Source organism: Pannonibacter anstelovis, assembly GCF_036881715.1.
Lineage (GTDB): Bacteria > Pseudomonadota > Alphaproteobacteria > Rhizobiales > Stappiaceae > Pannonibacter > Pannonibacter anstelovis.
In genome coordinates this window covers 301783-325353 of sequence record NZ_JBAKBF010000004.1, presented here as the reverse complement: position 1 = coordinate 325353, position 23571 = coordinate 301783, and the positions used below count along the sequence as shown (strand labels likewise).

General features: G+C 64.5%; 26 protein-coding genes. 5 read left to right on the top strand and 21 right to left on the bottom strand.

Annotated elements, in window-relative coordinates; translation table 11 throughout:
• Positions 1 to 21: 21 nt before the first annotated feature.
• The 5 genes from V6L75_RS09080 to V6L75_RS09060 form a co-directional block, all read right to left on the bottom strand.
• Positions 22 to 855, bottom strand: a complete 834-nt coding sequence (locus V6L75_RS09080) for a carbohydrate ABC transporter permease (RefSeq protein WP_334251184.1) — start codon at positions 853 to 855, stop codon at positions 22 to 24.
• Entirely contained in the window at positions 855 to 1781 is a 927-nt protein-coding gene (locus tag V6L75_RS09075; protein ID WP_334251183.1) for a carbohydrate ABC transporter permease, read from the bottom strand. The genes V6L75_RS09080 and V6L75_RS09075 overlap by 1 nt, the downstream gene beginning before the upstream one ends.
• 310 nt (positions 1782 to 2091) lie before the next feature.
• On the bottom strand, positions 2092 to 3318 hold the full coding sequence (locus V6L75_RS09070) for an ABC transporter substrate-binding protein (RefSeq protein ID WP_334251182.1): 1227 nt from the start codon (positions 3316 to 3318) through the stop codon (positions 2092 to 2094).
• 45 nt (positions 3319 to 3363) lie between these two features.
• Positions 3364 to 4305 carry an alpha/beta hydrolase gene (locus tag V6L75_RS09065; protein ID WP_334251181.1) on the bottom strand — a complete coding sequence of 314 codons (942 nt, stop codon included), beginning with the start codon at positions 4303 to 4305 and terminating at the stop codon, positions 3364 to 3366.
• The gene (locus V6L75_RS09060) at positions 4302 to 4988 is read right to left on the bottom strand and encodes a GntR family transcriptional regulator (protein WP_334251180.1); all 687 of its coding nucleotides are present in this window, start codon (positions 4986 to 4988) and stop codon (positions 4302 to 4304) included. The genes V6L75_RS09065 and V6L75_RS09060 overlap by 4 nt, the downstream gene beginning before the upstream one ends.
• Before the next feature lie 150 nt (positions 4989 to 5138).
• Here V6L75_RS09060 and V6L75_RS09055 point away from each other — a divergent pair, with 150 nt between their 5' ends.
• Positions 5139 to 6233, top strand: a complete 1095-nt coding sequence (locus V6L75_RS09055; RefSeq protein WP_334251179.1) for an ABC transporter ATP-binding protein — start codon at positions 5139 to 5141, stop codon at positions 6231 to 6233.
• A gap of 6 nt (positions 6234 to 6239) precedes the next feature.
• On the opposite strand, the gene V6L75_RS09050 is transcribed toward V6L75_RS09055, so the two are convergent.
• Positions 6240 to 7199: an alpha/beta hydrolase family protein gene (locus tag V6L75_RS09050; RefSeq protein ID WP_334251178.1), complete on the bottom strand. Its 960-nt coding sequence runs from the start codon at positions 7197 to 7199 to the stop codon at positions 6240 to 6242.
• A 162-nt stretch (positions 7200 to 7361) separates the two neighbouring features.
• Between V6L75_RS09050 and V6L75_RS09045 the strand changes: the two genes are divergently transcribed.
• The gene (locus V6L75_RS09045; RefSeq protein ID WP_334251177.1) at positions 7362 to 7856 is read left to right on the top strand and encodes a cupin domain-containing protein; all 495 of its coding nucleotides are present in this window, start codon (positions 7362 to 7364) and stop codon (positions 7854 to 7856) included.
• 41 nt (positions 7857 to 7897) lie between these two features.
• Here V6L75_RS09045 and V6L75_RS09040 read toward each other — a convergent pair whose 3' ends face one another.
• Positions 7898 to 8818, bottom strand: a complete 921-nt coding sequence (locus tag V6L75_RS09040) for a LysR substrate-binding domain-containing protein (RefSeq protein WP_334251176.1) — start codon at positions 8816 to 8818, stop codon at positions 7898 to 7900.
• A gap of 111 nt (positions 8819 to 8929) precedes the next feature.
• Between V6L75_RS09040 and V6L75_RS09035 the strand changes: the two genes are divergently transcribed.
• Positions 8930 to 10312: an aminotransferase-like domain-containing protein gene (locus tag V6L75_RS09035; protein ID WP_334251175.1), complete on the top strand. Its 1383-nt coding sequence runs from the start codon at positions 8930 to 8932 to the stop codon at positions 10310 to 10312.
• A 9-nt stretch (positions 10313 to 10321) separates the two neighbouring features.
• Here the strand turns inward: V6L75_RS09035 and V6L75_RS09030 are convergent, their stop codons facing one another.
• The 9 genes from V6L75_RS09030 to nirK form a co-directional block, all read right to left on the bottom strand.
• The gene (locus V6L75_RS09030) at positions 10322 to 10879 is read right to left on the bottom strand and encodes an RBBP9/YdeN family alpha/beta hydrolase (protein ID WP_334251173.1); all 558 of its coding nucleotides are present in this window, start codon (positions 10877 to 10879) and stop codon (positions 10322 to 10324) included.
• Between the two features lie 94 nt (positions 10880 to 10973).
• Positions 10974 to 11384 carry a hypothetical protein gene (locus V6L75_RS09025; protein WP_334251172.1) on the bottom strand — a complete coding sequence of 137 codons (411 nt, stop codon included), beginning with the start codon at positions 11382 to 11384 and terminating at the stop codon, positions 10974 to 10976.
• A 15-nt stretch (positions 11385 to 11399) separates the two neighbouring features.
• Entirely contained in the window at positions 11400 to 12563 is a 1164-nt protein-coding gene (locus V6L75_RS09020) for an NnrS family protein (RefSeq protein ID WP_334251171.1), read from the bottom strand.
• Between the two features lie 320 nt (positions 12564 to 12883).
• Positions 12884 to 13315 carry a pseudoazurin gene (locus tag V6L75_RS09015; protein WP_334251170.1) on the bottom strand — a complete coding sequence of 144 codons (432 nt, stop codon included), beginning with the start codon at positions 13313 to 13315 and terminating at the stop codon, positions 12884 to 12886.
• 79 nt (positions 13316 to 13394) lie between these two features.
• On the bottom strand, positions 13395 to 14492 hold the full coding sequence (locus V6L75_RS09010; protein WP_334251169.1) for a hypothetical protein: 1098 nt from the start codon (positions 14490 to 14492) through the stop codon (positions 13395 to 13397).
• Between the two features lie 3 nt (positions 14493 to 14495).
• Complete coding sequence (locus tag V6L75_RS09005) at positions 14496 to 14864, bottom strand: metal-sulfur cluster assembly factor (RefSeq protein ID WP_334251168.1); 369 nt, start codon at positions 14862 to 14864, stop codon at positions 14496 to 14498.
• 104 nt (positions 14865 to 14968) lie between these two features.
• Entirely contained in the window at positions 14969 to 15361 is a 393-nt protein-coding gene (locus V6L75_RS09000; RefSeq protein WP_334251167.1) for a hypothetical protein, read from the bottom strand.
• Positions 15346 to 16179, bottom strand: a complete 834-nt coding sequence (locus tag V6L75_RS08995; protein WP_334251166.1) for an SUMF1/EgtB/PvdO family nonheme iron enzyme — start codon at positions 16177 to 16179, stop codon at positions 15346 to 15348. Before V6L75_RS08995 ends, V6L75_RS09000 begins: the two co-directional genes overlap by 16 nt.
• 80 nt (positions 16180 to 16259) lie before the next feature.
• A complete protein-coding gene (nirK, locus tag V6L75_RS08990; RefSeq protein WP_334251165.1) occupies positions 16260 to 17390 on the bottom strand; it encodes a copper-containing nitrite reductase in 1131 nt (376 codons plus the stop codon).
• 175 nt (positions 17391 to 17565) lie between these two features.
• On the opposite strand from nirK, the gene V6L75_RS08985 reads away from it, so the two are divergent.
• Together V6L75_RS08985 and V6L75_RS08980 are read left to right on the top strand one after the other, a co-directional pair.
• Positions 17566 to 18270: a Crp/Fnr family transcriptional regulator gene (locus V6L75_RS08985; RefSeq protein WP_334251164.1), complete on the top strand. Its 705-nt coding sequence runs from the start codon at positions 17566 to 17568 to the stop codon at positions 18268 to 18270.
• Positions 18271 to 18372: 102 nt separating this feature from the next.
• On the top strand, positions 18373 to 18711 hold the full coding sequence (locus tag V6L75_RS08980; protein WP_334251163.1) for a DUF2249 domain-containing protein: 339 nt from the start codon (positions 18373 to 18375) through the stop codon (positions 18709 to 18711).
• A 43-nt stretch (positions 18712 to 18754) separates the two neighbouring features.
• On the opposite strand, the gene V6L75_RS08975 is transcribed toward V6L75_RS08980, so the two are convergent.
• From V6L75_RS08975 to V6L75_RS08955, 5 genes are all read right to left on the bottom strand, one after another.
• Positions 18755 to 19036: a DUF6522 family protein gene (locus V6L75_RS08975; protein WP_334251162.1), complete on the bottom strand. Its 282-nt coding sequence runs from the start codon at positions 19034 to 19036 to the stop codon at positions 18755 to 18757.
• A complete protein-coding gene (locus tag V6L75_RS08970) occupies positions 19033 to 19266 on the bottom strand; it encodes a DUF1858 domain-containing protein (RefSeq protein WP_334251160.1) in 234 nt (77 codons plus the stop codon). Before V6L75_RS08970 ends, V6L75_RS08975 begins: the two co-directional genes overlap by 4 nt.
• Before the next feature lie 117 nt (positions 19267 to 19383).
• On the bottom strand, positions 19384 to 21291 hold the full coding sequence (locus tag V6L75_RS08965) for a nitric oxide reductase activation protein NorD (protein WP_334251159.1): 1908 nt from the start codon (positions 21289 to 21291) through the stop codon (positions 19384 to 19386).
• A 3-nt stretch (positions 21292 to 21294) separates the two neighbouring features.
• A complete protein-coding gene (locus V6L75_RS08960; RefSeq protein WP_334251158.1) occupies positions 21295 to 22101 on the bottom strand; it encodes a CbbQ/NirQ/NorQ/GpvN family protein in 807 nt (268 codons plus the stop codon).
• Between the two features lie 102 nt (positions 22102 to 22203).
• Positions 22204 to 23562, bottom strand: a complete 1359-nt coding sequence (locus tag V6L75_RS08955; protein ID WP_334251157.1) for a cbb3-type cytochrome c oxidase subunit I — start codon at positions 23560 to 23562, stop codon at positions 22204 to 22206.
• Positions 23563 to 23571 lie beyond the last annotated feature (9 nt).

Below are 23571 nucleotides of genomic sequence, written 5' to 3'. Positions count from 1 at the left end.
GGTTCCTCGTCTTGGATGGGGTCAGCCCTTCACGGCGCCTTGCGTCAGGCCGCCCACCAGCCGCCGCTGCACGATCAGGAAAAGGAGAGTGGCCGGCATGGCGCCGATGATGCCGCCGGCCGTCAGAAGCCCCCATTGCACCTGGTATTCGCCGATCATGCTCTGCACGGCGACGGTGATGGGGCGCACGCTCTGGCCGCCGAGTGTGAGGGCGTAGAGATATTCGTTCCATGCGGTGATGAAGATGTAGATGCCCGTGGCAATGATGCCGGGGGTGCAGAGCGGCAGCACCACCCTCGTCATGGCCTGCAGGCGCGAGCAGCCATCGGTCATCGCGGCTTCATCCAGCGAGCGGGGAATGCCGTTGATGTAGCTCGTCATCATCCAGACCGAGAAGGGGATGGCGATGGTCGAGTTGGCGATGATCAGGGCAAAATGCGTGTCGAGCAGCCCGAGCTGACGCATCAGCACGAAGAGCGGCAGGATCAGCAGCACCAGCGGGAACATGTTGATCAGCAGGAACTGCAGCAGCAGCGCCCGTTTGAAGCGGAAGTCGAAACGCGAGAAGCTGTAGGCGGCAGAGACCGACAGGGCGAGCCCCACAACCACTGTGCCCGAGGCGATGATGAAGCTGTCCAGCATGTTGCGGGCAAAGCCCACATTGGCAAACAGCCGCTCATAGTTACTCAGCACGAGATCTGCGAGCGAGGGCCCGCGGGTGAAGAGCTGGTCTTCTGCTGTCAGGGATGTCAACGCCATCCAGAGGTAAGGCCCCAGCGTGAAGGTGAGGATCGCCAGCATCGGCAGGTCGACCGTCAGGATACGGGCGAGGGTTGTCTTGCGTCCGAGGGCCATCACTGCACCGCCTTTGCCGAACGTTTCAGATAAAGCACCACCACGCCCAGAAGCAGCAGGGTGAAGGTCATGGCCAAGGCCGAGCCGTAGCCAAAGTCGAGGTTGGTCCGTGCCTCGAGGAAGGCGTAGAGCGGCAGGGTGTAGGTGGAATAGCCCGGCCCGCCGCCGGTCATGACGAAGATCACGTCCATCGAGTTGGCCACCCAGATGGTGCGCAGCAGGATGGCGGTGAACAGCACGCCCGAAATGCCCGGCAGGGTGATGTGCCAGAACTGGCGCAAGGTGGACGCGCCGTCGATGGAGGCCGCTTCATAATAGCTTTTGGGGATCGACTGGAGACCTGCGAGGATCATCACCGCGAAGAAGGGAAAGCCCTGCCAGGTGAGCGTCAGGATGATTGCGTAAAGTGCAGTATCCGGGTTGGCGAGCCAGGGGATCGAGGTTTCCAGAATGCCGATGCGCAGCAGAAGGTCATTGAGGATGCCGTAGTTGGAATCGTAGATCCACGACCACATCAGTGCAATGACCACAGACGGCAGCGCCCAGGGAATGATGATGAGAGCGCGGGCAAGTGGCCGCCAGGGAAAGTGCTGGTTCAGCAGCAGAGCCGTGGCCAGCCCCAGCAGGGCCTGTGCCGGAACCGTGAGCGCAATCCAGATCACCGTATGGCGCAGCGAGATCCAGAACACCTCGTCCTGCAGGATCGCCAGATAATGCGTGAGGCCCGCCCATTCGAAGCTCTTGGGCCGGAATAGAACGTAATTGTGCAGGCTCATCCAGGCCGTCTGCACCATCGGAAAGAAGACGATGGCAAGGGTGACCAGAACGGCTGGCGACAGCAGTGCCAGCGGCAGCACCTGCCGTGACAGGGCCGCCCGCCGCGATGTCTGAATATCCCCGCCTTGGGGCAGTGTCGTGCTGGACATGGTCTGGCTCTTCAGGGTTTGCGGGCCGGGCTTGCGCGCGTGTTCAGTGTTGGTGTCAGGAGTTGGATTTGGGGCGCCTCCGCATCCCTCCCCCTCGTGGGGAGGGGGTAGGGGTGGGGGGAAGAGCCTCTCCGGTGGGCAGGGAGATAAATGGTCGTAAATGGCATTCCCTATCGATGACCCGTCCAAGAAACTTTTGATTTTTCAGTTTGTTGCAACCTCGGAGCCCCCCACCCCTTACCCCTCCCCACCAGGGGGAGGGGCGGAGAGGCCGGGTTCCAAGGCGAAAATGTCCTCCGCCCCCGCCTCGTCACTGTCCTTCGAACAGCTTGGCGATGGCGGCGTTCATTTCGGCTGCGGTGATCTGGCCGAGCAGCGCGCGCTGCATGTTGGCTGGCCACACCGTGTTGACGAATTCCGGCGTGCTGGACGAGGCTGGCAGCAGGTGGGCGAAGGGCAGGGAGTCCTTCGTTGCCTCAACGAAGCGCGCCTCATGGCCGTTCCAGCTGGCGGTATCGGTCTTGGTTACGGGAAGCTGGCCTGTCGCGGTGTTGAAAAGGGCGTTGTTGCCTTCGGTGGAGAGGAACGACACCCACTTCCATGCGGCCTCCTTGTCGGTGGCCGAGGAGAGCACGCCGGTTGATTCATCGCCGAAGGTGGTCCAGCGGCCGCCGCCGCATTCGGGCACCGGAACGGCGCTGACCTTGTCGCCAAGGGCGGCCACCAGATCGCGGGAAGAGCCAACATGGTGGATGGTCATGGCGGTCACGCCGGTCTTGAAGGCGCCGATGATCTCCTGAAAACCGTCATTCGGGGCTGAGGGCGGGAACACCTTGTCCTTCTGGAACAGGTCGACGACGAACTGCGTGCCCGCCACGCCAGCCTCGGAGTTGAGGCTTGCATCAAGTGCTACGCCGGAGCGGCCAAGGGTGAATGCGCCCCAATGCTCATGCCCGGACTTGCCGCCCCGGAAGCCGAAGCCATAGGTGTCGATCTTGCCGTCGCCGTTCGTGTCGCGGGTCAGCTTTATGGCCGCATCACGCAGTTCTTCGCAGGTCTTGGGCGGGGTCAGGCCCAGCTCGGCGAACATGTCGGCGCGGTAATAGAGATAGAGCGCCACATATTGCACCGGCAGATAATAGTGCTTGCCGTCCTGCGCTTTGGTCAGGTCAAACAGATTGTCGAGAATGTTGTCCTTGCCGTCCCAGCTGTTGATCCGCTCATCCAGGGGCTCCAGCGCTTCCATTTCCAGCAGCCGGGGCAGGGCGAACATCTTCAGCATCGCCGCGTCCGGGGCATTGCCGCCGGCAATCGCGGTGTAGAGATTGTCGTAATAGCTGTTCCAGGGGATGTTGCGGGCATCGATCTTGATGTCCGGGTTTGCTGCCTCGAACTTCTTCACCAGATCCGACATCGGGTTTTCCGGATTGTCGAAGTGGTACCAGAAACGCACCGTGCTGGCGGCATCTGCCTGACCGGCAAGCAAAGCGGTGCCGAGGCCGGCCACGAGGGCCAGCGTGCTGATCATGGTCTTCATGTGCTATTCTCCTCCCAAAGAACTCGCGGATATTTTACGGCGGGTTCAGGTCATCGTGCGGAACGCCTCGCCCGCACGGTCAAAGGCAGCCTCCGCCTGAGGCAGCCAGATGCTCATCTGCATGAAGCCGTGCACCACGCCGGGCACGGTGTCGAAAGGGTCCTTGCGGCCAAGCGCGTGCAGCCTTGCAGCCAGCGCCTCGCTGTCCGAGCGCAGCGGGTCCACCTCTGCGGCATTGAGATAGAGCGGCGGCAGGGCGGCGAGCACCTCATCGGATGCGCGCGCCGGGGTCAGGCACGGATCGGACGACCGCCGCTCCTCCGGCGCATAGAAATCCCAGTAACGCTGCATCTTGCCCCGCGTCAGGCCAGGGCCATCGGCCACCTGCCGGTAGCTGGGGCTTTCAAAGTCCGCATCGAACACACCGTAGAACAGAAGCCCGCAGTGCGGCAGATCGCGGTTCTTGAGCCGGATCATCAGCGCCAGAGCGAGATTTGCCCCGGCGCTGTCGCCGGACACGGACCAGCGCCGGCCGGAAAGGATATGCTCGCGCTCCGCCCAGAGGGAAAGGCAATCGTCCAGTCCTGCCGGATAGGGATGTTCCGGCGCCAGCCGGTAGTCGAAGGTGATGACAGGCGCGCCCGTTGCCAGAGCCAGCCGCCGGGCTGCGCCTTCATGGGTTGCAGCCGAGCAGAAGGCCCAGCCGCCGCCATGGATGTAAAGGATGGCCTCACGTCCCGTATCGGACGGGGGGATGAAGACGAATGCCCGCCGCCCGCCAGGCGTTTCCACGATCAGTTCCCGCGCCATCGCCGGGGCGGGGCCGTTCCAGCGCCGGTTGGCAGCTTCGGCCTTTGCACGGCCTTCGGCCGGCGGCAGAAGCGTGGGGTCCGGCTGCACGCCGTCTTCAGCCATCAGCCGGTCCATCACGGCCTGCATGTCCGGTGCAAGCGGCGGCAGGGGCAGGGTGTCACGGTCTGCCGTCATGATGGCATGCCTCCCACGGTCATCACCGCCGGTCCCAGATCGACGATGGTGGAGATGTGGTGTGAGAGAGCCTGATGCAGCGCCTTGGCATCGCGTGCCTCCACGGCCTCGATGATGACCACATGCCGGTTGGCGGTGGCCATCAGGTCGCGGTCTTCTGCGCGGCTGTTGAGGATCTTGAAGCGCTGGCTGTGCACAAGGCAGCGGGCCAGCACCGGCTCCACCACGGGCATATGTGCGGCGGCGAAAAGGCTCAGGTGGAAGTGGCAATCGTGCTGCAGCAGGGAGTACTCGTCCTCCTGCAAAGCCGCAAGGCGCATCATCTGCAGATGCCCTTCCAATGTTTTCATCAGTGCGCCGTCCATGGCTTCGACCACGCGGATGGCGGCACGGCATTCGATGTCATGGCGAATGTGCAGCAGCTCGCGCACATCTTCCGAGCTTGCCGGTGAAACATGGGTGTCGCGGCGGGCGCGGCGGATGATCAGCCCTTCCTCAGACAGCCGCATCAGGGCTTCGCGGATGGTGCCCTGCGCCACATCGAAACGCTGGGCCAGCTCCAGCTCACGCAGCACCTCGCCCGCAGCCAGCTTGCCGAGAACGATCTCGCGGCGCAAAGCCTCCTCAACCAGCTCGCTGCGGCTGGGCTGTGTCCGGGATCTGAGGTTTTCAACGGCGCTCATGCAGGATCTTCCGTTCGCCACGGGTATTTCAATCGTATTGATAATCGCATTCTTATTGATAATGTCAACCGTATTGATAATATGGTTTTGAAATTTCCGGCTGGGAGGCTGGAGCAGGCGATGAATGCACACAGGCTTGAGGAGGAAACGATGGCGCGGATTGAGCTGGCGAAGGTCGTTAAACGCTATGGCGCGGTAGAGGCCATTCATGGCGTTGATCTGGAGATCGGCGACGGTGAATTCGTCGCCTTTGTCGGTCCGTCGGGCTGCGGCAAGTCCACCATGCTGCGCATGATTGCGGGCCTTGAGGAGATCAGCGGCGGCACGCTGCGCATCGGCGAGGCCGTGGTCAATGATGTGGAGCCCAAGGGCCGCGATGTTGCCATGGTGTTTCAGGACTATGCCCTTTATCCGCACATGAGCGTGGCACAGAACATCGGCTTTGGCCTGAAGATGCGCGGCGAGGCGCCGGAGGTGATCCGCCAGAAGGTGGAGGAAGCTGCCCGAATCCTGCAGCTTGAAGACTATCTGGACCGCAAGCCCGGCCAGCTTTCCGGCGGCCAGCGCCAGCGCGTTGCCATGGGACGGGCCATCGTGCGCAAGCCCAAGGTCTTCCTGTTTGATGAGCCGCTGTCGAACCTCGATGCCAAGCTCCGGGTGGAAATGCGCACCCAGATCAAGCGCCTGCACCGCATGCTGCGCACTACAACCATCTACGTCACCCATGATCAGGTGGAGGCCATGACGCTGGCCGACCGTGTGGTGGTGCTGCGCGGCGGCAATCTCATCCAGCATGGCCGCCCGCTGGAGCTTTACGAGCGCCCCAACTGCCGCTTCGTTGCCGAATTCATCGGCTCACCGCAGATGAACATCCTGCCCGGCACGGTCATCAGTTCCGATGGCAGCCCAGCCGTGGAACTGGACGGCGGGGCAATGGTCCGGACGCCCGGTCTTGCGGCTGAGCCCGGACGCAAGGTGGATGTGGGTATCCGGCCGGAGCATATCGAAGCCTGCAGCGAAGCCGAGGCAGATCTCGTGGTGGACGTGGATGTGCTGGAGGAGCTTGGCTCCGACACGCTGGCCATCTGCCTGTGGGCGGGGCGCGAACTCACCGTCCGCCTTCCCGCCGGTCCCGGTTCAAGTTTTGGATCAAATCTGGGCCTCGCCGCCCGCACCCGCCTTCCCCTGCGCTTCCGGCGCGATTGCCTGCATGTGTTCGATGCTCAGACTGGTGTGCGCCTTTGAAAGATGTCACTTGCTGTTCGACATGACCCGCCCCTCCTGAAGCCAGTTCAAGGCAATGGGCCAGAGGGTGGGGCGGAAGCGGGCGTGGAAGAAGTTGAAATGGCCGATGGGCTCGCCGCCGCTGTGCTGCGGGCCGAGCCGAAGATGGTGCCGGGGGCTGGCGCTGTAGCAGGCGAGCAGCCGCTCCAATGCCTGCGGTGTGCCGAAGGGATCATCATCAAGCCCGATGGCAAGCAGCGGCGCGGTGATCCGCGCCAGACGGCGGGTCAGTATCTCGCCCTCCCGCTCGCCGCCAATGAACATGTCCTGCCGCAGCTGCTCTGAAAGCTGCGGTCCCATGCGGCTCCAGTCGCGGACCACGCCTGCGGGGGTATCCTCCAGCCAGCCAAGGCGCTTACCTGGAAAATAGCCGAAGAGCCGCGTCACCAGCGGCATGAACACATGCCATTTCAGATACATGCGGCGGCGCTGCTGGGGATCGTAATCCCGCCAGTAAGCGTGCTGCGCCCCGACTGTCAGCAGGCGTGCGGCCTTGCGGGCGGAGGGGGCAAGGCCGATGGCCAGCCCGCCGATGGAGTGGCCGATGAGATGCAGCGGCTGGCCCGGCCACAATTCATTTGCCAGCTGAAGCCCAGCTTCCACATCAAGGTCTCCCCAGTCGGCCCAGTCTGCCTGAAAGCCGCGCAAGCTCGCGGGCCGGGAAAAGCCGATGCCGCGATAGTCGAGCGTCAGCACCTCGAAACCATGCTCATGCAGATAGCTGGCAAAGCGCCCGTAGTAGCTGCAGCGCACGGAGGTGGCTGGGGCGATGACGGCAACCGGACGGCGCGGATCCGGGACCGGATGGCGCCAGACAAGCCCACCCAGCGGCATGCCATCGGGGGCTTGCAGGCGAATACGTGCGCCTTCCTTGGCGATAGGTGCCGGGTGGGTGATTTCATGACGCTGCGCTTGGCAACTGTTCAAGGCGGGTCTCCGGTTTGCAATTGCGGTCAATCGCAAGTCTCCGCCTGATGCTTCTGCCTGTCGATTGACCATAGCTGCTGCCGAATTGAAGAGCATTCACTTGCGCCGGGCCGCATTGCGGGTTCCTCTGCAAGGTGAGGAAACCTGTCAGGACGATGCAACATGAAACCGGTTGTGACACTTGCCGACTTGCCGATGGAAACGCAGGCCCATGGGCAGAGCTTTGAGGCGCGCAAGGCGGCGGTCGCAGCGCCGCTGGGTGCCACGCAGCTGGGCGCCCGCTATGTCGAAATTCCGCCTGGCAAGAAGGGCTGGCCCTGCCATTGCCATCTCGCGAATGACGAGATGTTCGTCATCCTCTCCGGCAGCGGCACCTTGCGCTATGGCGGAGAGACGTTTCCGGTGGCGGCTGGGGATGTGGTGGTCTGCCCGGCGGGCGGGCCGGAAACCGCGCATCAGCTGATTGCGGGGCCGGATCAGACACTGCGCTATCTGGCCGTGAGCAGCATGCATGATCCCGACATTGTCGAGTATCCCGACAGTGGCAAACTGGCGGTCTATGCAGGAGCGGCTCCGGGCGGCGATGCGAAGCTTCGTCGGATGGGTCTGGTATTCCAGCGTCCGGCTGCTGCGGGCTATTGGGACGGTGAATCCTGAGGGAGGACTGGCACAGCGCCGTAGCTGAGGGCTTTGCGCCTTCAGCCAGCGCGGCGCAGGTCCCCGGTTTCCTCCATCAGCCAAGCCTTGAGATTGCGGATGCGCCGGTCCCGTTCCAGTGCCGGCGGATAGCACAGGTAATAGCCGGCTTCCGCGTCCACCCGATGTTTGAAGAGTGCACGCAACCGTCCGGCAGCGATGTCCTGAGCCGCCAGTTCCGGCCCGGCAAAGGTGATGCCCGTGCCATCCAGTGCAGCCTTCAGGCTGAGGCTGGTGGAATCGACGGTGATGATGGCTGCGGGCAGCACCGTACCGCCAGGCAGGGTCTCATTCCAGCGGGCGAATGCATCCTGCCGGTGGCCCGAGATGAAAAGCGTGCTGCGGCTGACAAGTGCGCGTGGATCGTCTCCGGCTGCTGCCCGGCTCAGCAGCGTCAGTGTCTCGTCGAAAAGGTGTTCGCTCACCGTGCCGCTCCAGTGTCCTTTGCCGTGGCGCACGGCGGCATCGGCGCTGCCTGCGGCCAGATCGGCCACCTCCTGCGTGGTCTGCAGCTCCAGCTCAAAGCCCGGCCGGGCAGCTGGGTAGGCCGAAAGGCGGGGCAGCAGCCAGTGGGCGGCGAAGCCGGGCGGCAGCGACAGGCGCAACGCGCCGAGCTTGCGCTCTTTCTGCAAGCTCCCGACGCTCTCCACGATCTGGCGGAAGCCTGCCGAAAGCCCCGGGGTCAGCATCCGCCCTGCCTGCGTCAGCTCCAGTCTTGCGCCCGTCCGGCGCAGAAGTTCCACGCCAAGGCTGTCTTCCAGCAGGCGGATCTGGTGGCTGACGGCCGAAGGCGTGACACCGATTTCCGCGGCGGCTCCTTTGACCGAGAGGTGCCGCGCCGCCGCTTCGAAGGCCCTCAGGGCGTTGAGCGGAACGGCAAGGCGCATGGGTCCGCCGCGCAAGGCCTTGTTATCCTGCAGCATGGCTCTGCTCCTGTCTCCGGTTCTGTTTGCTGTCCCGGAAGGAGGATCGTAGAGTTCGTGACACTCTTGGTAAAATGCAAAAGCGTCACGTGACGCTATTGGAGAAAGCCGATGCGCCTCAAGTCGCCCTGGAAGCCGCGCCTGTCCGGTGAAGCGCAACTGCCTTGCGACAGGCTGGCGGCAGCGCTGGCGGAAGACATCCTCGATGGAAAGCTTGCCGCAGGCGAGCGCTTGCCGCCGCACCGGGATCTTGCCTGGCAGCTGGGCATCGGGCTTGGCTCCGTGACCAAGGCCTATGGCATGCTGGAGCGGCGCGGACTTGTGCATGCGCTCAAGGGCAGCGGCACTTTCGTCGCGGACACCGGCGGGCGGAAGGGGACAGTGATCGACCTGTCGCAGAACGCCCCGCCAGCAGTCATGAGCGAGCGGCTTCTGGCCCGCACGCTGAGCGCTCTGGCCCGGCAGGCTGAGCCAGCCTTGTTCAATTCCTATCCGCCGGTGCCGGGGCATGTGCGCTTCCGCACCGGCCTTGCCCGCTGGTTCGGGCGGCTGGGCACGGAGACCGGTCCCGGCCGCCTGCTGCTGACCGGTGGCGCGCAGCATGCACTCACCGTGTGCCTGTCGATGCTGTCCGGTCCGGGCTCCCTGCTGCTGGTGGAGGCGCAGACCTATCCCTGTCTGCTGACACTTGCCCGGTACTGTGGAGTGCGGCTGGCGGCTGTTGCCATGGATGGTGAGGGCATGATGCCGGAAGCGCTGGACCGTGCCTTGCTGGCCGCCGGGCCGGGCGTGCAGGCTTCTGTCTATCTGATGCCTACCATGCAGAATCCGGTTGCTACCTGCATGAGCCGCGCCCGGCGGGAAGACATTCTCACTGTCTGCCGCAGGCATGATGCCTTGATTATTGAGGATGATGTCTATGCGCTGGGCGCCGATCCGTCGCTGCCGTCGCTCGCAAGCCTTGATCCGGAGCGGGTATTCTACATCAACAGCCTGTCGAAGACGCTCAATCCCGCGCTGCGCATTGGCGGGCTGGTGGTGCCTGCTGCCTGGCAGGAGCGGGCGGAAGCGTGCCTCTATGCCAACGGACTGATGATTTCGCCGCTCAGCTGTCTGGTGATGGAGCACTGGATCATGGATGGCACCGCTCAGACCATCTGCGATGCGATCGGGGAAGAGGCGGCGCGCCGCCGGGCGCTGGCGGCCAGCATTCTGGGTGAGGCGATGCCGCCTCATCCGAACCTTGGCTATCACGTGTGGCTGCCGATGGCGGATCAGGAGGCGCAGGCGCTGGCGGCGGCTGCCCGGGCGCTCGGCATTCTCGTCACGGATCCGCTGGCAACCGCCGCAGCGCCGGAGAATGGGGCAGCAGGTGTGCGGCTGTGCATCGGCGCCCCGGCGCAGGCGGAGCTTGAAAGCGCGCTCAAGGCCATTGCCGGGCTTCTCGCCAATCTGCGCGGGACCATTGCCGGGCCGCTGGCCTTTCAGGCGTAAGCTCCGGCTCTAGTCCGGCAGTCCCGCGCAGAAGGCCTCCAGCAGCATCCGCCCCTGCGGCCAGTCCTCAAGGCCGCTGGCAGCATTTATGTGCCCGAGGACCCCTGCCTCGATCAGGCTTGTGCCCCATTCCCGCGCGCGGCGCCAGGCATGGTCTGGTGTGCCATAAGGATCATCGGCGCTTGCGATGATCAGCGCCGGAAAGGGCAGGGGCAGGGCTGGCGGATTGGCGAAGCTCGCCGCTTCCTTCGCCGGGAATGCAGGCCCGTCCGGGTCCGGCACGGCCACGAGAAAGGCGCCGCGCACCCTCCTCCCCAGCATGGGGGCGGCATGAGCTACCAGCAGGCAGGCGAGGCTGTGGGCCACGAGCACAGGCCGGGCCGGAGCTTGCGAGACGGCTGCATCAAGCGCCATTGTCCAGTCGTCCAGTTCCGGAGCATCCCAGCTTGAAGGGCGGAAGCGGCGGAAAGAGGTGTCCGCGGCTTCCCAAAGGCTTTGCCAGTGGTCCTGGCCAGAGCCGCCAATGCCGGGAAGAACGAGTTTGGGAACGATGGTCAAAGCTGCCATGCTGCGGTGCCTTCTGTAGAGGTGTGATGGCCGGAGCATAGAGGCGCAGGGGCAGCGGCAAAGTGACGGCTCTTCAGCCGTACGCCAGCATTTTTCACGTCTCGCTGTGCCAGAAACGGGGCAGCTGCGCGCAGAGGATGAGGGCCGTCAGCTGGACCAGCCCATGCGCTTCTGAAAATCTGCCGAAATGGCGGGCGAGCGGCACGCCGCACAGGCGAGCGGCGATACTTGCATCCAGCAGCAGGAACAGAAGCAGCATTCCGGCTCCGGCTGATATGGGGTGCCGCCGGATTGCCCGGTCCTGCCAGCCGCTTGCGAGCGTTGCAAGGCCGGTGGCCAGAAAGACAGCCGCCTCCAGTAAGGCACCGGGCAGTGAACCCGCATGGGCATCAAGCCAGAGGGTGCGGGCAAGGCCGGTGGCGATGTAAGCGGCGCAAAACGGCAGACCATAGGCGAAAGCAGCCTGAAAGCTATGGACGGTCCTGCTCAGCGCCTGCCGGGGCATGGGGTCAGGTTCCCTTCATCTGGCCTTTGCCGGAGGTATCAGCAGGCGGCGGGCATAACCGGCGGCAAAGGCGAGATAAGCCCCGGCCCAGGCAAGAGCCGCCATGTCCAGCAGGGGCCGCGCCGCTTCTCCCGCATGGGGCGAGGCAACGCGGGCGATTGTGCCCAGGATGACCAGCGCGAAGATGGCCAGATCCAGCCTGTCCGCCGTCAGCGGATGGCCCGAGTGGCCCCGGCTGGCCCGGGTCATGACGGCGAGTGTCATGATGCCGATGGCGCCTGCCGTCCACAGATGCACGGATGCTGTTGCATCGCCAATCTGCGGCAGCAGTAGGGCGCAAGGCACCGCCAGAAAGCCGAGCGCAAGAATGAGGTGGCCGATATGGAGGATCAGCAGCAGCGGCTCACGCCTTGCCGCAAGCCCGCACCAGCGTGTCAGCCGCCAGATCTGCCCGGCTCCCGCCAGCAGCATGATGACGGCCGTTGCCAGAGCGTCCGGCAGGATTGTCCAGAGCACCAGTGCGGCACCACTCAGCACCATGATGGAGGCGTCGGCCTTGTTGAAGGTGACCGGCAGTTTTGCTGCCTTGCGGGCATTCAGCCAGTTGCGGGTAAAGGCCGGGATGATGCGCCCGCCGATCATGAGGATGAGCAGGATCACCAGCGACAGGCTGGCCCTGAGTGAGACATCTGCCACGCCGTCTCGTGCAGCCTCCAGATGAAAGCCGAGATCCGCGAGGGCCAGCAGGCTGATCACCGCCACGATCTTCAGATTGCGCAGATTGCGGGCGGCGATCACCTCCCGCGCCATCACGGCAGCGAGGGAAAGGGGGAAGAGCACATCCAGCAAAGCCACCGGAAGGGGGCCAAGCCTGGCGCCTAACGTGACGGCCGCGCGCCCGGCCAGCCACAGCAGCACCAGCGTCAGCAGCAGCATGCCCGAAACCGGGGGGCGGCTTGTCCAGTTGGCCACAGCTGTCAGGCCAAAGCCTGCGATGATGGCCATGACACCGCCAAACAGGAGCGTATGCACATGCCAGTCCCGTGGCACGAACAGGGTGGGCAAGGAGAACAGCCCCGAATAGACCGGCACCCACATCAGCACGGATGCCGCCATGGCTAGGGCGCCAAGGAAGAAGAACGGCCTGAAGCCGCCGGAAAGCCAGTGCGGGCTGGTCATGTGATGGTCTCCCTGGCGATGCCTTGCGGGATTTTGAACGCGTCTCAGCGGCTGCGGCCTGTACGGACAGGTAGTCAGGCACCTGTTTCTCTGCCCCTCAAAAACTGCCGGATTTGCACATCAGCTTCGGGCATCGCCCGCAATGATGCAGTTGCTTTCCGGCAGGGTGCCTCCGCCCCCCTCCCCACGAGGGGGAGGGGAGCTGAAACGCCGTGCCTGAGTGACCAGACTGTGGACGTTCCCCCAGCTGTCACCAGCTTCGAGCACGATGTGTGCACGCAGGAGCTCAAGGATGGCTGAAAGGCCGTGCCGTCAGCCGTTCAAAGCCCGCCGAGCAGGGCTTGGAACTTCTTGCCACCCTTGCCGGGTGTCTTGACGGCCTTGGCGGTGTCCAGATTGACCGGCGAGCCGACGACGATAGCTGCGACCATGCCCATGCCGACATGGGGCTTGCACTTGACACCGTAGACGCCTTCCTGGGTGAAGGTCACGGTGACATCCTTGCCCATCTTGCCCACGAAGGGTTCAGCGCCCTCCGGCAGCATACCCGGAACCGTTTCGGCATTGTGGCCTGCATCGGTGGCCTTGAAGGTGACGGTGTCGCCGGGTGCGATGGTGATCAGCTCCGGTTCAAAGACCATGGCGCCGGTTGCGCCCTTGTTCAGCATTTTGACCTCGTGATCGGCAGCGGCGGCCAGGCCGGTGAGGCTGAGGATCGTGGCAGTGGCGAGGATGAGGGACTTGATGGACATGATATTCTCCAAAGTTGAATTCTGAATTCAGGTATGGGGAAGAAATAGCGTCCGGCGCGTCGGGAGACGTTGAGCCAGGTCAAACTGGATGACGGTTGTTGTGCGCTGCACAGGCTTTGCGCGGGCGGCGCCGGCTGGAGAGGATAAGTGTTGCTGCATAGAGGCCGAGCGCACCCATGGTGAGCCAGCCGGACGCATTGCGCAGGCTGTTCTGTTCCAGCAGGTTGCCCGCCACCCGCAGCGTTGTTGCGCCCTGCAGAAGCGCAAGCGGCAGGTAGAGCGCGGCCGAATAGCGGATGCGCAACCCTGCGACGGCGGGCAGGATGATGGGCGCATGGGCAAAGACCATGGACAGCACGAAGCCGAGGCCTATGGCATGCAGCGCTATGTCGTGCCCCGCCGCAGAAGTTCCCGGCGGCAGCATCAGCAGCGCCGCCGCAGCCACGGCCAGCCAGCCATAGCCGCACAGCAGGGCGGTGGCGGAATAGCGGGCAAGGCCCTCGCCCCGTATGGTGATCAGCGCCACGTCATTGACCGTCAGCCACAGGGCAAGCCCGGCGAGCGCCGCGCCTGCGAGCCAGGGCACTCCGGCAAAGGGCTCGCCCGTCAGCAGCCCGAGGCAGAAGACGGCAACCAGCAGGACCAGCACTCCGGCCTGCAGAGGCCCGCGCTGGCGCAGGCGCGACAGTTCGACCCGTTCCGCCGTGATGGTCAGGATGAGGAAGCCCAGCCAGATGTATGCGGCAAGAGCCGGATCGCCAGTGAGGAGCCACATGCCTGTGCCGATTGGCCAAAGCAGCGCGGCCACCAGCAAGATGGCGCTGAACAAAGTGCGCAGCGCCAGTGCAGCCTGTGCACTCAGCACGGCAAGTCCCGCTCCGGCAGCGAGGAAGGCGAGGGCCGCTGACTGCGGCTCGAACCAGATCAGAACGGCTCCAAGCCCCGAGACAGCCGGAACGGCAAGGGTTGAGCTGGAGCCTTGCGCCACCGCCCGCTCCAGCGAAATCAGGGTGCCGAAAAAACCGCAGAGCATGAAGACCGAGTGCCGGTCCGAAACTGAAAGGGCAAGATCGAGAAGCCCCAGCCTTGCCAGCCCGGCGCCAAGGCCGGTGACAAGGCTCGCCAGCGCCAGAAACGCGCTGAGAAGACGAATGGCGCGGATAGCAGCTTTGGGCATGAGTCAGCTCCACAGCCTTGTCCGCAACTGCTGCCACAGGCCGGAGCCCGTATCGGCGGCTGGGGCAGGACTTTCGCCGCCGAAACGCTGGCGCACGTGCGGGGCGGCAAGGTCCGGCGTCCAGCGGAAGGCGCGGTCGAGTGTCACCTTCACTTCGGTCTGCGGCGCGGCAATTTCCTCCACCGCAATGGCTGCGGTTTCGGCGATCAGCCCGCCCAGCGGACAGGTCGGTGTTGTCATGCCAAGGGTGATGCGGATGCGGCCGGGCGTGCAGGCAATGTCCCGGACAAGCCCGAGATCCACGATGCTGACGCCCAGTTCCGGATCATCGACGGTAGCGAGGGCTGCGAGGATGGAGGTTTCGCCGGTCATGGGACAATTGCTCCTGTGGAGGCTCCTGCGGGTGGATGTCCCAGGAACTGTGCGGCAGTTGCCGCTCTGCCTCTTTGTGCAGGCACAAGCTTTGACGCAGCTTGTCAGCCGTCCTGCCGGCTTGTGCCCGGAGACATTCCGGCCAGAAGCTCAAGGCTGGCGACGCCTTGCGCGGCGGCGGCGGCAATCTGGCGGAAGGCATCGGCGAGAATGGCGAGGTCGGCTGCATCCAGTTCAGCCGCACCGGGGGATTCAAGGTCCTGCAGATAGGGCAGGAAACCGGCCAGCTGGCGGGTGCGCTCCCTCGCGCTTTCCAGCAGGCGGCGGCGTGTCCGGCGGATTTCGAATTCTGTGAAGATGGCGATTGTCCGCTCCACTTCCTCCTGACAGGCGCAGGGCAGGCCCATGTCCTGAAGCACATGCGCAAGCCGCTGCAGCAGGGCGGTGTCTGCTGCAGCGGCCAGGGGCATCGGGTCCGGTTCTAGAATCCCAGCCATTGCCGCACTCCCGTTTCCTCACGCACCAGCCGTATGCCGAGATTGGCGGGTGGCACGCCCACCGAACAGGCCCCGGCCTTGGGGTCGCGGAAGAAGGTGGTCATCAGCGCCCGGTGGCGGCCTTCGGCGACGCGGATGCCGCAGTTCTCCGTCTCCCGCACCTCTCCGCCGGGCAGCACATGGTGGCGGCGGTAGCAGGTGGAGGTCCATTCCCAGACATTGCCGGCAAGGTCCAGCAGGCCGTGCTCATTGGTGCCGAAGTGTCCGGCCGGCATGGGGTCGGGGTCGATCTCTTCCTGAAGTTTCGATTCAGTGTCGTAGACTGCAATCCAGCGCTTCGACGGGTTCGCCGGGTCGCTGATCTCCGTGTAGGCGTCGTCCTTGAAGCGTGATCCGGCGGCGAGCGCCCATTCCCGGTCGGTCGGCAGGCGCCACCTCTCTCCGGTCTTGGCCGACAGCCAGGCGGCATAGGCTTCCGCATCAAGGAAGTTGACTCCGGTGACCGGCATGCCCGCCGCGCCGGGGGCATCCAGCGCCATGCATCCGCCATCGGCGACACAGGCATCATAGGCGCCGCGCGTCACCTGTGCCCGCATGATCGTAAGTGGGGCCTCCAGCGTCAGCGGCACACGCGGGCCGTTGACCGGCGTGCCCCGGTCCAGGAACTCGCCGGGCTCGCGGTAGGAAACGCTGGCCTCTTCCAGTCTGACGGTCTCCGGTGCGGGGTCTGGTGCCTTTGGTGCGGCAGCAAAGCCCTGAAGCAGAGTGAGGAGGGCAAGGCCTGCAACGGCGGCGCTGGTGTATCTGATCAAGGTCATGGATGACCTCCTGATCGCCAGGGAGGGAGAAACGGGCGAAGCCGCGGCAGCCCGGGGAGGCGGCCTGCCGCGGCAGGCTGTCAGTTGCTCGGGATCGGGCCTGGGGCCGAGACCTGCATCATCAGGTCATTGTCCCAGTCGCCTTCCACCTTGAAGTGGGCTGCTGCCCCCAGTTCCATGGCCTCGATGAGGTTGTGGTTGACATAGGCGTAGATGCCCGGCTGAAGGAACTTGTAGGTCGCCACGGCGGCGCTGCCGCCAGCCACGAACCAGGTTTCCAGCCCCTTTTCCGGCGGATTGTCGAACTTGCCGCGCTCCCAGACGTGGTCGCCGTGGCCGCCGATGAGATGCGGCCGTGTGTCCCGGTTGGCCGAGCTGTGGATCACCAGCACGGTCTCGCCGACATTGGCCTTCATGGCCTTGTCGCCCGTCAGCGCGCCAACGGCGCCGTTGAACACCACATGGGTGGGCACCAGCCCTTTCATCACCTCGACCGTATCGGCATAGGCCTCGCCGGGGCTATCATAGTCCACGTATTTGCCGTTCTCGTCCTTCGGCACATAGAGGTCGAACTCGCCGATGGTGTAGGCCCGGTCATAGTGGACCGGGTTGCCCGCCTCATCCTTCAGCCCGTCGCGCGGCAGCACCAGAATGGTGCCCGACATGCCGCTGACCACATGCCAGGCGACCATGCCCGTGGGGGCGCAGTGATAGACGAAGGCGCCGTTCTTCGTGGCCTTGAAGCGCAAGGTGGCCTGTTCGCCGGGGTTGACGAAGGTCAGCTGCGCGCCGCCGAGGGCGCCGGTTGCCGCATGAAAGTCGATGTTGTGCGGCATCGTGTTGGTTTCGGGGTTGATCAGCGTCAGCTCGACATAATCCCCTTCATGCACCACCATGGTCGGGCCGGGCATCGAGCCGTCGAAGGTCATGGCCTGGAAGGTGGTGCCTTCGCCGTCGATGACGATCTTCTTTTCCTCGATGGTCATGGTGAACTGGACGACCTTCGGTCCGCCCTTGGCCACCTGATCATGCTCCATGACGAAGGGCGGGGCGACGAGTTTGGCCTTCACGCGCTCGAGGCCAACGGTCATGTCGGTCTGTGCGGCTGCGGCCTTCAGCGTGGGGTTGGGGCCTTCTTCCGCATGGAGCGGCGCTGCGATCAGAAGGGCGATGGCGGCTGCACCACACAGGGCTTCACGGCGGGTCAACATGGCATTTCCTTTCATTCAGGTTGCCTTGGGTGTTGACGTGATTACAGAACAAAGGGCAGTAGAGGTGTTTGCGAAAAGGCAAACAGAGCAACGGTGGTTGCAGGGGATGCCATTTGGTCGCAGTTGATGAAGCAAGTCATTGCTGCGGCTTTGAAAAGTGATCTGGAGAAATTCAATGGCCGTGCATCGACTGGATCGCTCGCTCATTCGCAATCTAAGTATTTTCCAGTATATGAGTGATGCGGATCTTGATAACGTCCTTGCCATGGCCAGCGTGCGGCAGTTGCCGGACGGGGCCGCAGCCTTCATGCAGGGCGTCGAGGCGACGGAGTTTTTCTGCCTGCTGAACGGGCGGCTGAAGGTCATCCAGACCACGCCCGATGGCCAGCAGGTGGTGGTGCGGCACGTTAATCCGGGCGATATCTTCGGCATCGCGCGGGCCATGCGCCGCCCGGACTATCCGGCAACGGCCACCGCAATCGTCGACAGTCTGGCGCTGGCCTGGCCCTCGAACCAGTGGGAAGCCTTCATCGCCCGCAGCCCGACGCTGGCGCTCAATGCGTTGCAGACCGTGGGCCAGCGCCTGCAGGATGCCCACACGCGAATTCTGGAGCTTTCGACAGAAGAGGTGGAGCGGCGCGTCGCCCATGCGGTGCTGCGGCTGGTGCGGCAGGCCGGCAAGAAGACGGAAGAGGGCATTCTCATCGACTTCCCGGTGACCCGGCAGGACATTGCGGAAATGACCGGCACGACGCTGCACACCGTCAGCCGGGTAATGACCGCCTGGGAGGCAAAGGGGCTTGTCCAGTCCAGCCGCAAGCGTGTTGTCGTTGTCGATCCGCACCGGCTTTATCTCTTGGCGGAAAGCAGTGGCGACTGAGCCCGGCCGGGCAGAGGCGCTCCGGAGTTTGTTCCCCGACAAGGAAGGTAGCATGCGAAGCTTCTAGCTGTTGAGGCCTCAACCTCTGTCATGGAGCCTCTGATGACCCTTTCCGCTGCCCAGTCCGATCCTGTTCCTCCGGTCACCGTCGACCTGCGCCCCTTGCCGCGCCCGCAGCGCCACATGCTGGTCTTCCGCCAGTTCGAGGCGCTGATGCCGGGCGAAAGCTTCGAGCTGATCAACGACCACAATCCGCTCGGCCTGCTGCATCAGTTCGAGCATTACCTGCCGGGCCAGTTCACCTGGACCTACCGGGTGGAAGGGCCTGCCGACTGGCACGTCATCGTTGGCCGCCCGCATGAAGGTGAGGTAGCCGAGGTTGATCACAGCCATTCAGACAGCTGCGGTTGCGGCTCGTCCGGCCGGGGCGGCTGTGGCTGAGACTGGAATATTGGCTTGCCCGGTCCGCCAGTGCGGGCCGGGTTCAGCGCAGCTGCGGGCCCTGGCGCATCGCCGGGGGCAAGGGATGCTGGCCGAAGTCGACGAGGCTGCGGCGCAGAATGGTTCCGGCGGCATCGGCGATCAGCGTCAGGCGCTTGTTGCCGTGGAAAAACAGGCAGGCGAACCGGCCCTCGTCTTCATCGCGCCCCTCATGCAGACGGCAGGTGATGCTGCCCGCCCGCATCAGGCGCAAGGCTTCGTCCGGCGGCATCTGAAAGCCGGCGGCGATATCCTTCAGGTCGATTTCCGGCGCTTCGCGTGTCATGGCGTCTTTCCTCTGGCGCTGAGGATAGCCCGGTTCACGTCGCTCAGGAACTCCTCAAGCGGCACATGATGCTCCTCGCAGGCCTCCCGCACATCATGCAGATGGGCAATGGGGCAGCCGATGCACCGCATCTTGCGGCGGATGAAGACGGGGATGGTCTCCTTGTAGGTCTCCATCATCCCGTCAAGGATGGTTTCCGCGCAGACCGGGCCTCTCAGAATCGTGACCATGTTTCTGCCTCCGTGGCTGGTGCAGGGTGTCCCTGGGGCGGATACCTGCAGCCTTCATGCTGCGCTTTTGGACGGCGGACAACGTTGCGCGGGCGCAAAGTTTCAACTTGTTGCAAGCTATCCCACCAGCTGCCGGTAAATGGCCGGAAGCGCCGAGGGCAGCCGGTCCGGATGGGTGATGATGGCATAGGCGCCCCGGCCGAACAGCCAGGGGAAATAGTCCCGCGCCTCCTCGTCCACTGTCACGCCGAAGACCTTGAGCCCTTGCTTGCGTGCTTCCCGGATGGCCGCGCGCGTGTCCTCGATGCCATAGCGGCCTTCGTAATAGTCGATGTCATTCGGCTTGCCGTCGGTCAGCAGCAGGAGCAGCCGGTGGCGCTGCGGGCGCTGGGCCAGTTGTGCGCTCACATGACGGATGGCGGCGCCCATGCGGGTGTATTGCCCCGGCTTCAGCCCCTCGATCCGCCGCAGCACCCGGTTGTCCACCGCATCGCCGAAGTCTTTCACTGTATCCACCTGCACGGCGCTGCGGCGGCGGGAAGTGAAGGTGAAGATGGCATGCTCGTCCCCGCAGGCATCCAGCCCTTGCGTCAGAGCCAGAAGCGCGGCTTTCTCCACGTCGATCACCCGGTGGGTGCCGAGCGAGGCATCCGTCGAGAGCGACACGTCCATCAGCACGGCCATGGACAGGTCCCGCTCGATGGCGCGCCCGGCCAGAAAGAGGTTTTCCGAGCCCGCGCCACCGGCCTTGCGGTCAGCGGCGGCGCGCACCAGGGCCGACAGGTCAAGGTCCTCGCCATCCGGCTGGCCATGCAGCACCACGCGGCGCGGGCGCAGGGCCTCGAAGTGGCGCCGCACGGCCCGGATCTGGCGCTGCATTTCCGCCGTTGGCTGCCAGCCTTCCCTGCCTTCCCGTGCCCGTCCGGCGGTGACCCGGCAGTGATCCGGGCGCAGCATCTGCTTCTTCCAGTCCCATTCCGGATAGGTCAGGCCTGATGTGAGACTGGTTTCTTCAGCGTCCGCCGGGGCTAGGTCGAGGTCAAGCTTCAGCCTTGCCGCCGTGCGCTGACGGTTGGTGCCTATGGTCAAATCGCTCATGTCTTCGGCTGCCTGTCTGGCGCCATCATCGTCGTCTTCATCGACACGGCGGTTCACATTCACCATTTCAGCCAGCGAGAAAATCGTCTCGAAGCGGTGGAAGCAGAGCGGATCGCCCCGGTCGCTCTGATCGGTCTGCCGCCGCTCGGCCTGCCGGCGGCGTTCGTCGGCAGATACGGAACGCCCGCTTGCCTCGTCCCGCTCGTCAGGCTGTGCAGCCCCAACCGTCAGACGGATGTCGCCGAACAGGGGCACGGGCAGGAAAGGCCGGTAGTTGCGGGGGGCTCGGAAGCTGCCAAGGTCTGCCTCCGGCTCCTCTATGGCGGCCAGAAGGCTGGTATCCGGCGGGCGGTGGCCACCGAGAAGGGCGCAGATGGCTTCTTCCAGCCTTGCTTCCACCGGCGGCAGGCGCCGCTCGGGCCGGACGGAAAGAGCGGCCGCACGCAGCCGGTGAAGGAGCGCCCTGAGGCCCGGCCATGTGTTCAGCGCCTCCCGTGTGGCGGCAACAGCAGCCCGCAGGGTGAGAAGGTCGCTGACGAAGGGATCCTCATGGGCCGCCACTGGCTCCGCATGGGCAAACCAGGCTGCGAGCCACTCGTAGAGCGCGGCATTGTCTTCCTTCTGCGGAAAACAGTCGATCACCGGCGGCAGGCGCAGGGCTGCGGTGTCCAGAACGGCGTGCTCCAGCTTTTCCTGCCCCAGCCCCATGCGGCGCAGCAGGCTGAGCCGGTGGCTGGACACGGCGGGGGCAGCTTCGGCAATGCGGATGGCGCCGCTGCCGCCAAACGCCCGGAACAACACGCCGAGCCGCAAGCGGATGTCTGCGAGCGGCACGCCTGCCTCCGGGTGGCGAGGCAGAGTGGTGAGGCTGCCCACCAGCGCGTGCCAGTGGGAGCCGACGAATTCTTCCGGTTCGAAGATCGACATGTTTTACCCCAGTGCGAGTTCCGCCACCCGTGCCAGCGCCGCCTGCACATCGGCATCGTCGCTGAGCGGCTGCAGCAGGGCAGCTTCCAGCGCGGCGGCAGGTTTCACGCCTGCGCGGATCAGCGTGGCGGCATAGACGAGAAGCCGGGTGGAAGCGCCTTCCTCCACGTCCTGGCCCTTCAGGTCGCGCAGGGCATTGGCGACGCGCACCAGCGGCACGCAGCGGTCCTTCGGCAGGCCGCTTTCGGCCGAAACGATGGCCGCCTCCGTGTCCGGATCGGGATAGCCGAATTCCAGCGCGATGAAGCGCTGGCGGGTGGAGGGCTTCAGGGCCTTCAGCACATTCTGGTAGCCGGGATTGTAGGAGATCACGAGCATGAACTCCGGCGGAGCGCTCAGCATTTCGCCGGTACGCTCCAGCGGCAGGATGCGCCGGTCGTCGGTGACGGGATGCAGCACAACGGTCACATCCTTGCGCGCCTCCACCACCTCGTCGAGATAAAGGATCGCGCCCTCGCGGATGGCACGGGTCAGCGGGCCATCGGCCCAGACTGTCTCCCCGCCCTTCAGCAGATAGCGGCCAGTCAGGTCGGCGGCCGTCAGATCGTCGTGGCAGGCGACCGTATAGAGCGGGCGGCCAAGGCGTTCGGCCATATGGGCGACAAAGCGGGTCTTGCCGCAGCCGGTTGGTCCTTTCAGCAGCACCGGCAGGCGGTTGCGGTAGGCCTGTTCGAACAGCAGGCATTCGTTGCCCGAAGGGGCGTAGAAGGGCGCGGCGGATGCCGCTTGCGCAGAGTGCGGGGCGGTCATGAAGATCTCCTTGCTCATCTCTCTGGGATCACGGCTTTGGGATCACGGCTTTGGCGTGAAGGGGGCTCCGGGCGCGGCCCACCACCGCGCCCGGAGCAAGGCTCATTCGGCAGGCTGAGCCGCTGCCTGAGCCTTTCGCTGTGCGGCCACCCGCTGGTCGCGGACGGGGCCGAAGACGGACCAGAGGAACATCAGCGCAGCAATCAGCACCAGCACGCCGGAGCCGAGGCGCACCCAGTAGAACGGGGCAATCTCGTCCTGCACGTCCATGTAGGACATGCCCATCACCCGCTGCAGATGCACCTGCACCGCTCCGGCGAAGGTGAGAGCAAAGGTCATCACCGTCATCGCGCCGCTCATGATCCAGAAGGAGATGATGTTGAGCGTCTGGTGATAGGGCGCCTTGCCGCGCAGATAGGGCATGGCGTAGCTGATGAGCGCGAGGTTCAGCATCACATAGGCGCCGAAGAAGGCGAGATGCCCGTGGGCGGCGGTTACCTGTGTTCCGTGGGTGTAGTAGTTCACGAAAGACAGAGTGTGCAGGAAGCCCCAGACGCCCGCCCCGAAGAAAGCCCCCACCGTGCAGCCCAGCGACCACAGCATGGCCGCCCGGTTCGGATGGTCCTTGCGGCCCTTGAACACCATGGAGAAGGCGAAGATGACCATGGCGAAGAAGGGGGCAATCTCAAGGGCGGAGAAGATCGATCCCACCCACTGCCAGTAGCCCGGCGCGCCGATCCAGTAGTAGTGGTGGCCGGTACCCAGCAGCCCCGAGAAGAGGGCCAGGCCAACGATGGAATAGAGCCACTTCTCGATCACTTCCCGGTCGACGCCGGTCATCTTGATCATCAGGAAGGCAAGGACCGAAGCCATCACCAGTTCCCACACGCCTTCTACCCACAGGTGGACGATGTACCACCAGTAGACCTTGTCCAGCGACAGGTTGTCGGGGGCATAGAAGGCAAACAGCCAGAACACGGCAATGCCCCAAAGTCCCAGCAGCAGCACGCTGGTGACGGCGGTGCGGCGGCCCTTCAGCACGGTCATGGAGACGTTGTAGAGGAAGATCAGGGCCACCACGACGATGGCGATCTTGATCCAGAGCGGCTGCTCCAGGAACTCGCGACCTTCATGGATGCCCTGGGTGTAGCCGATGACGGCGGCAAGCGCGCCGGACATCAGCAGGCCAAGCTGGATATAGGCCAGCAGCGGACTTTCGATGTCCCGCTCCGCCTCTTCCGGCACCAGATAATAGGCGCAGCCGAAGAAGCCCATCAGCAGCCACACGATCAGCGCGTTGGTGTGGATCATGCGGATGATGTTGAAGGGCATCAGTTCGGACAGGGTGTTCGGCAGCACATAGACCGTGCCGGCGAGGGCACCCGCGGCGATCTGCACGCCAAACAGGATCATGGCACAGACGAAGTACCAGTAGGCCACTCTTTGGGAAGCGTATTTCATGGTTGTCCC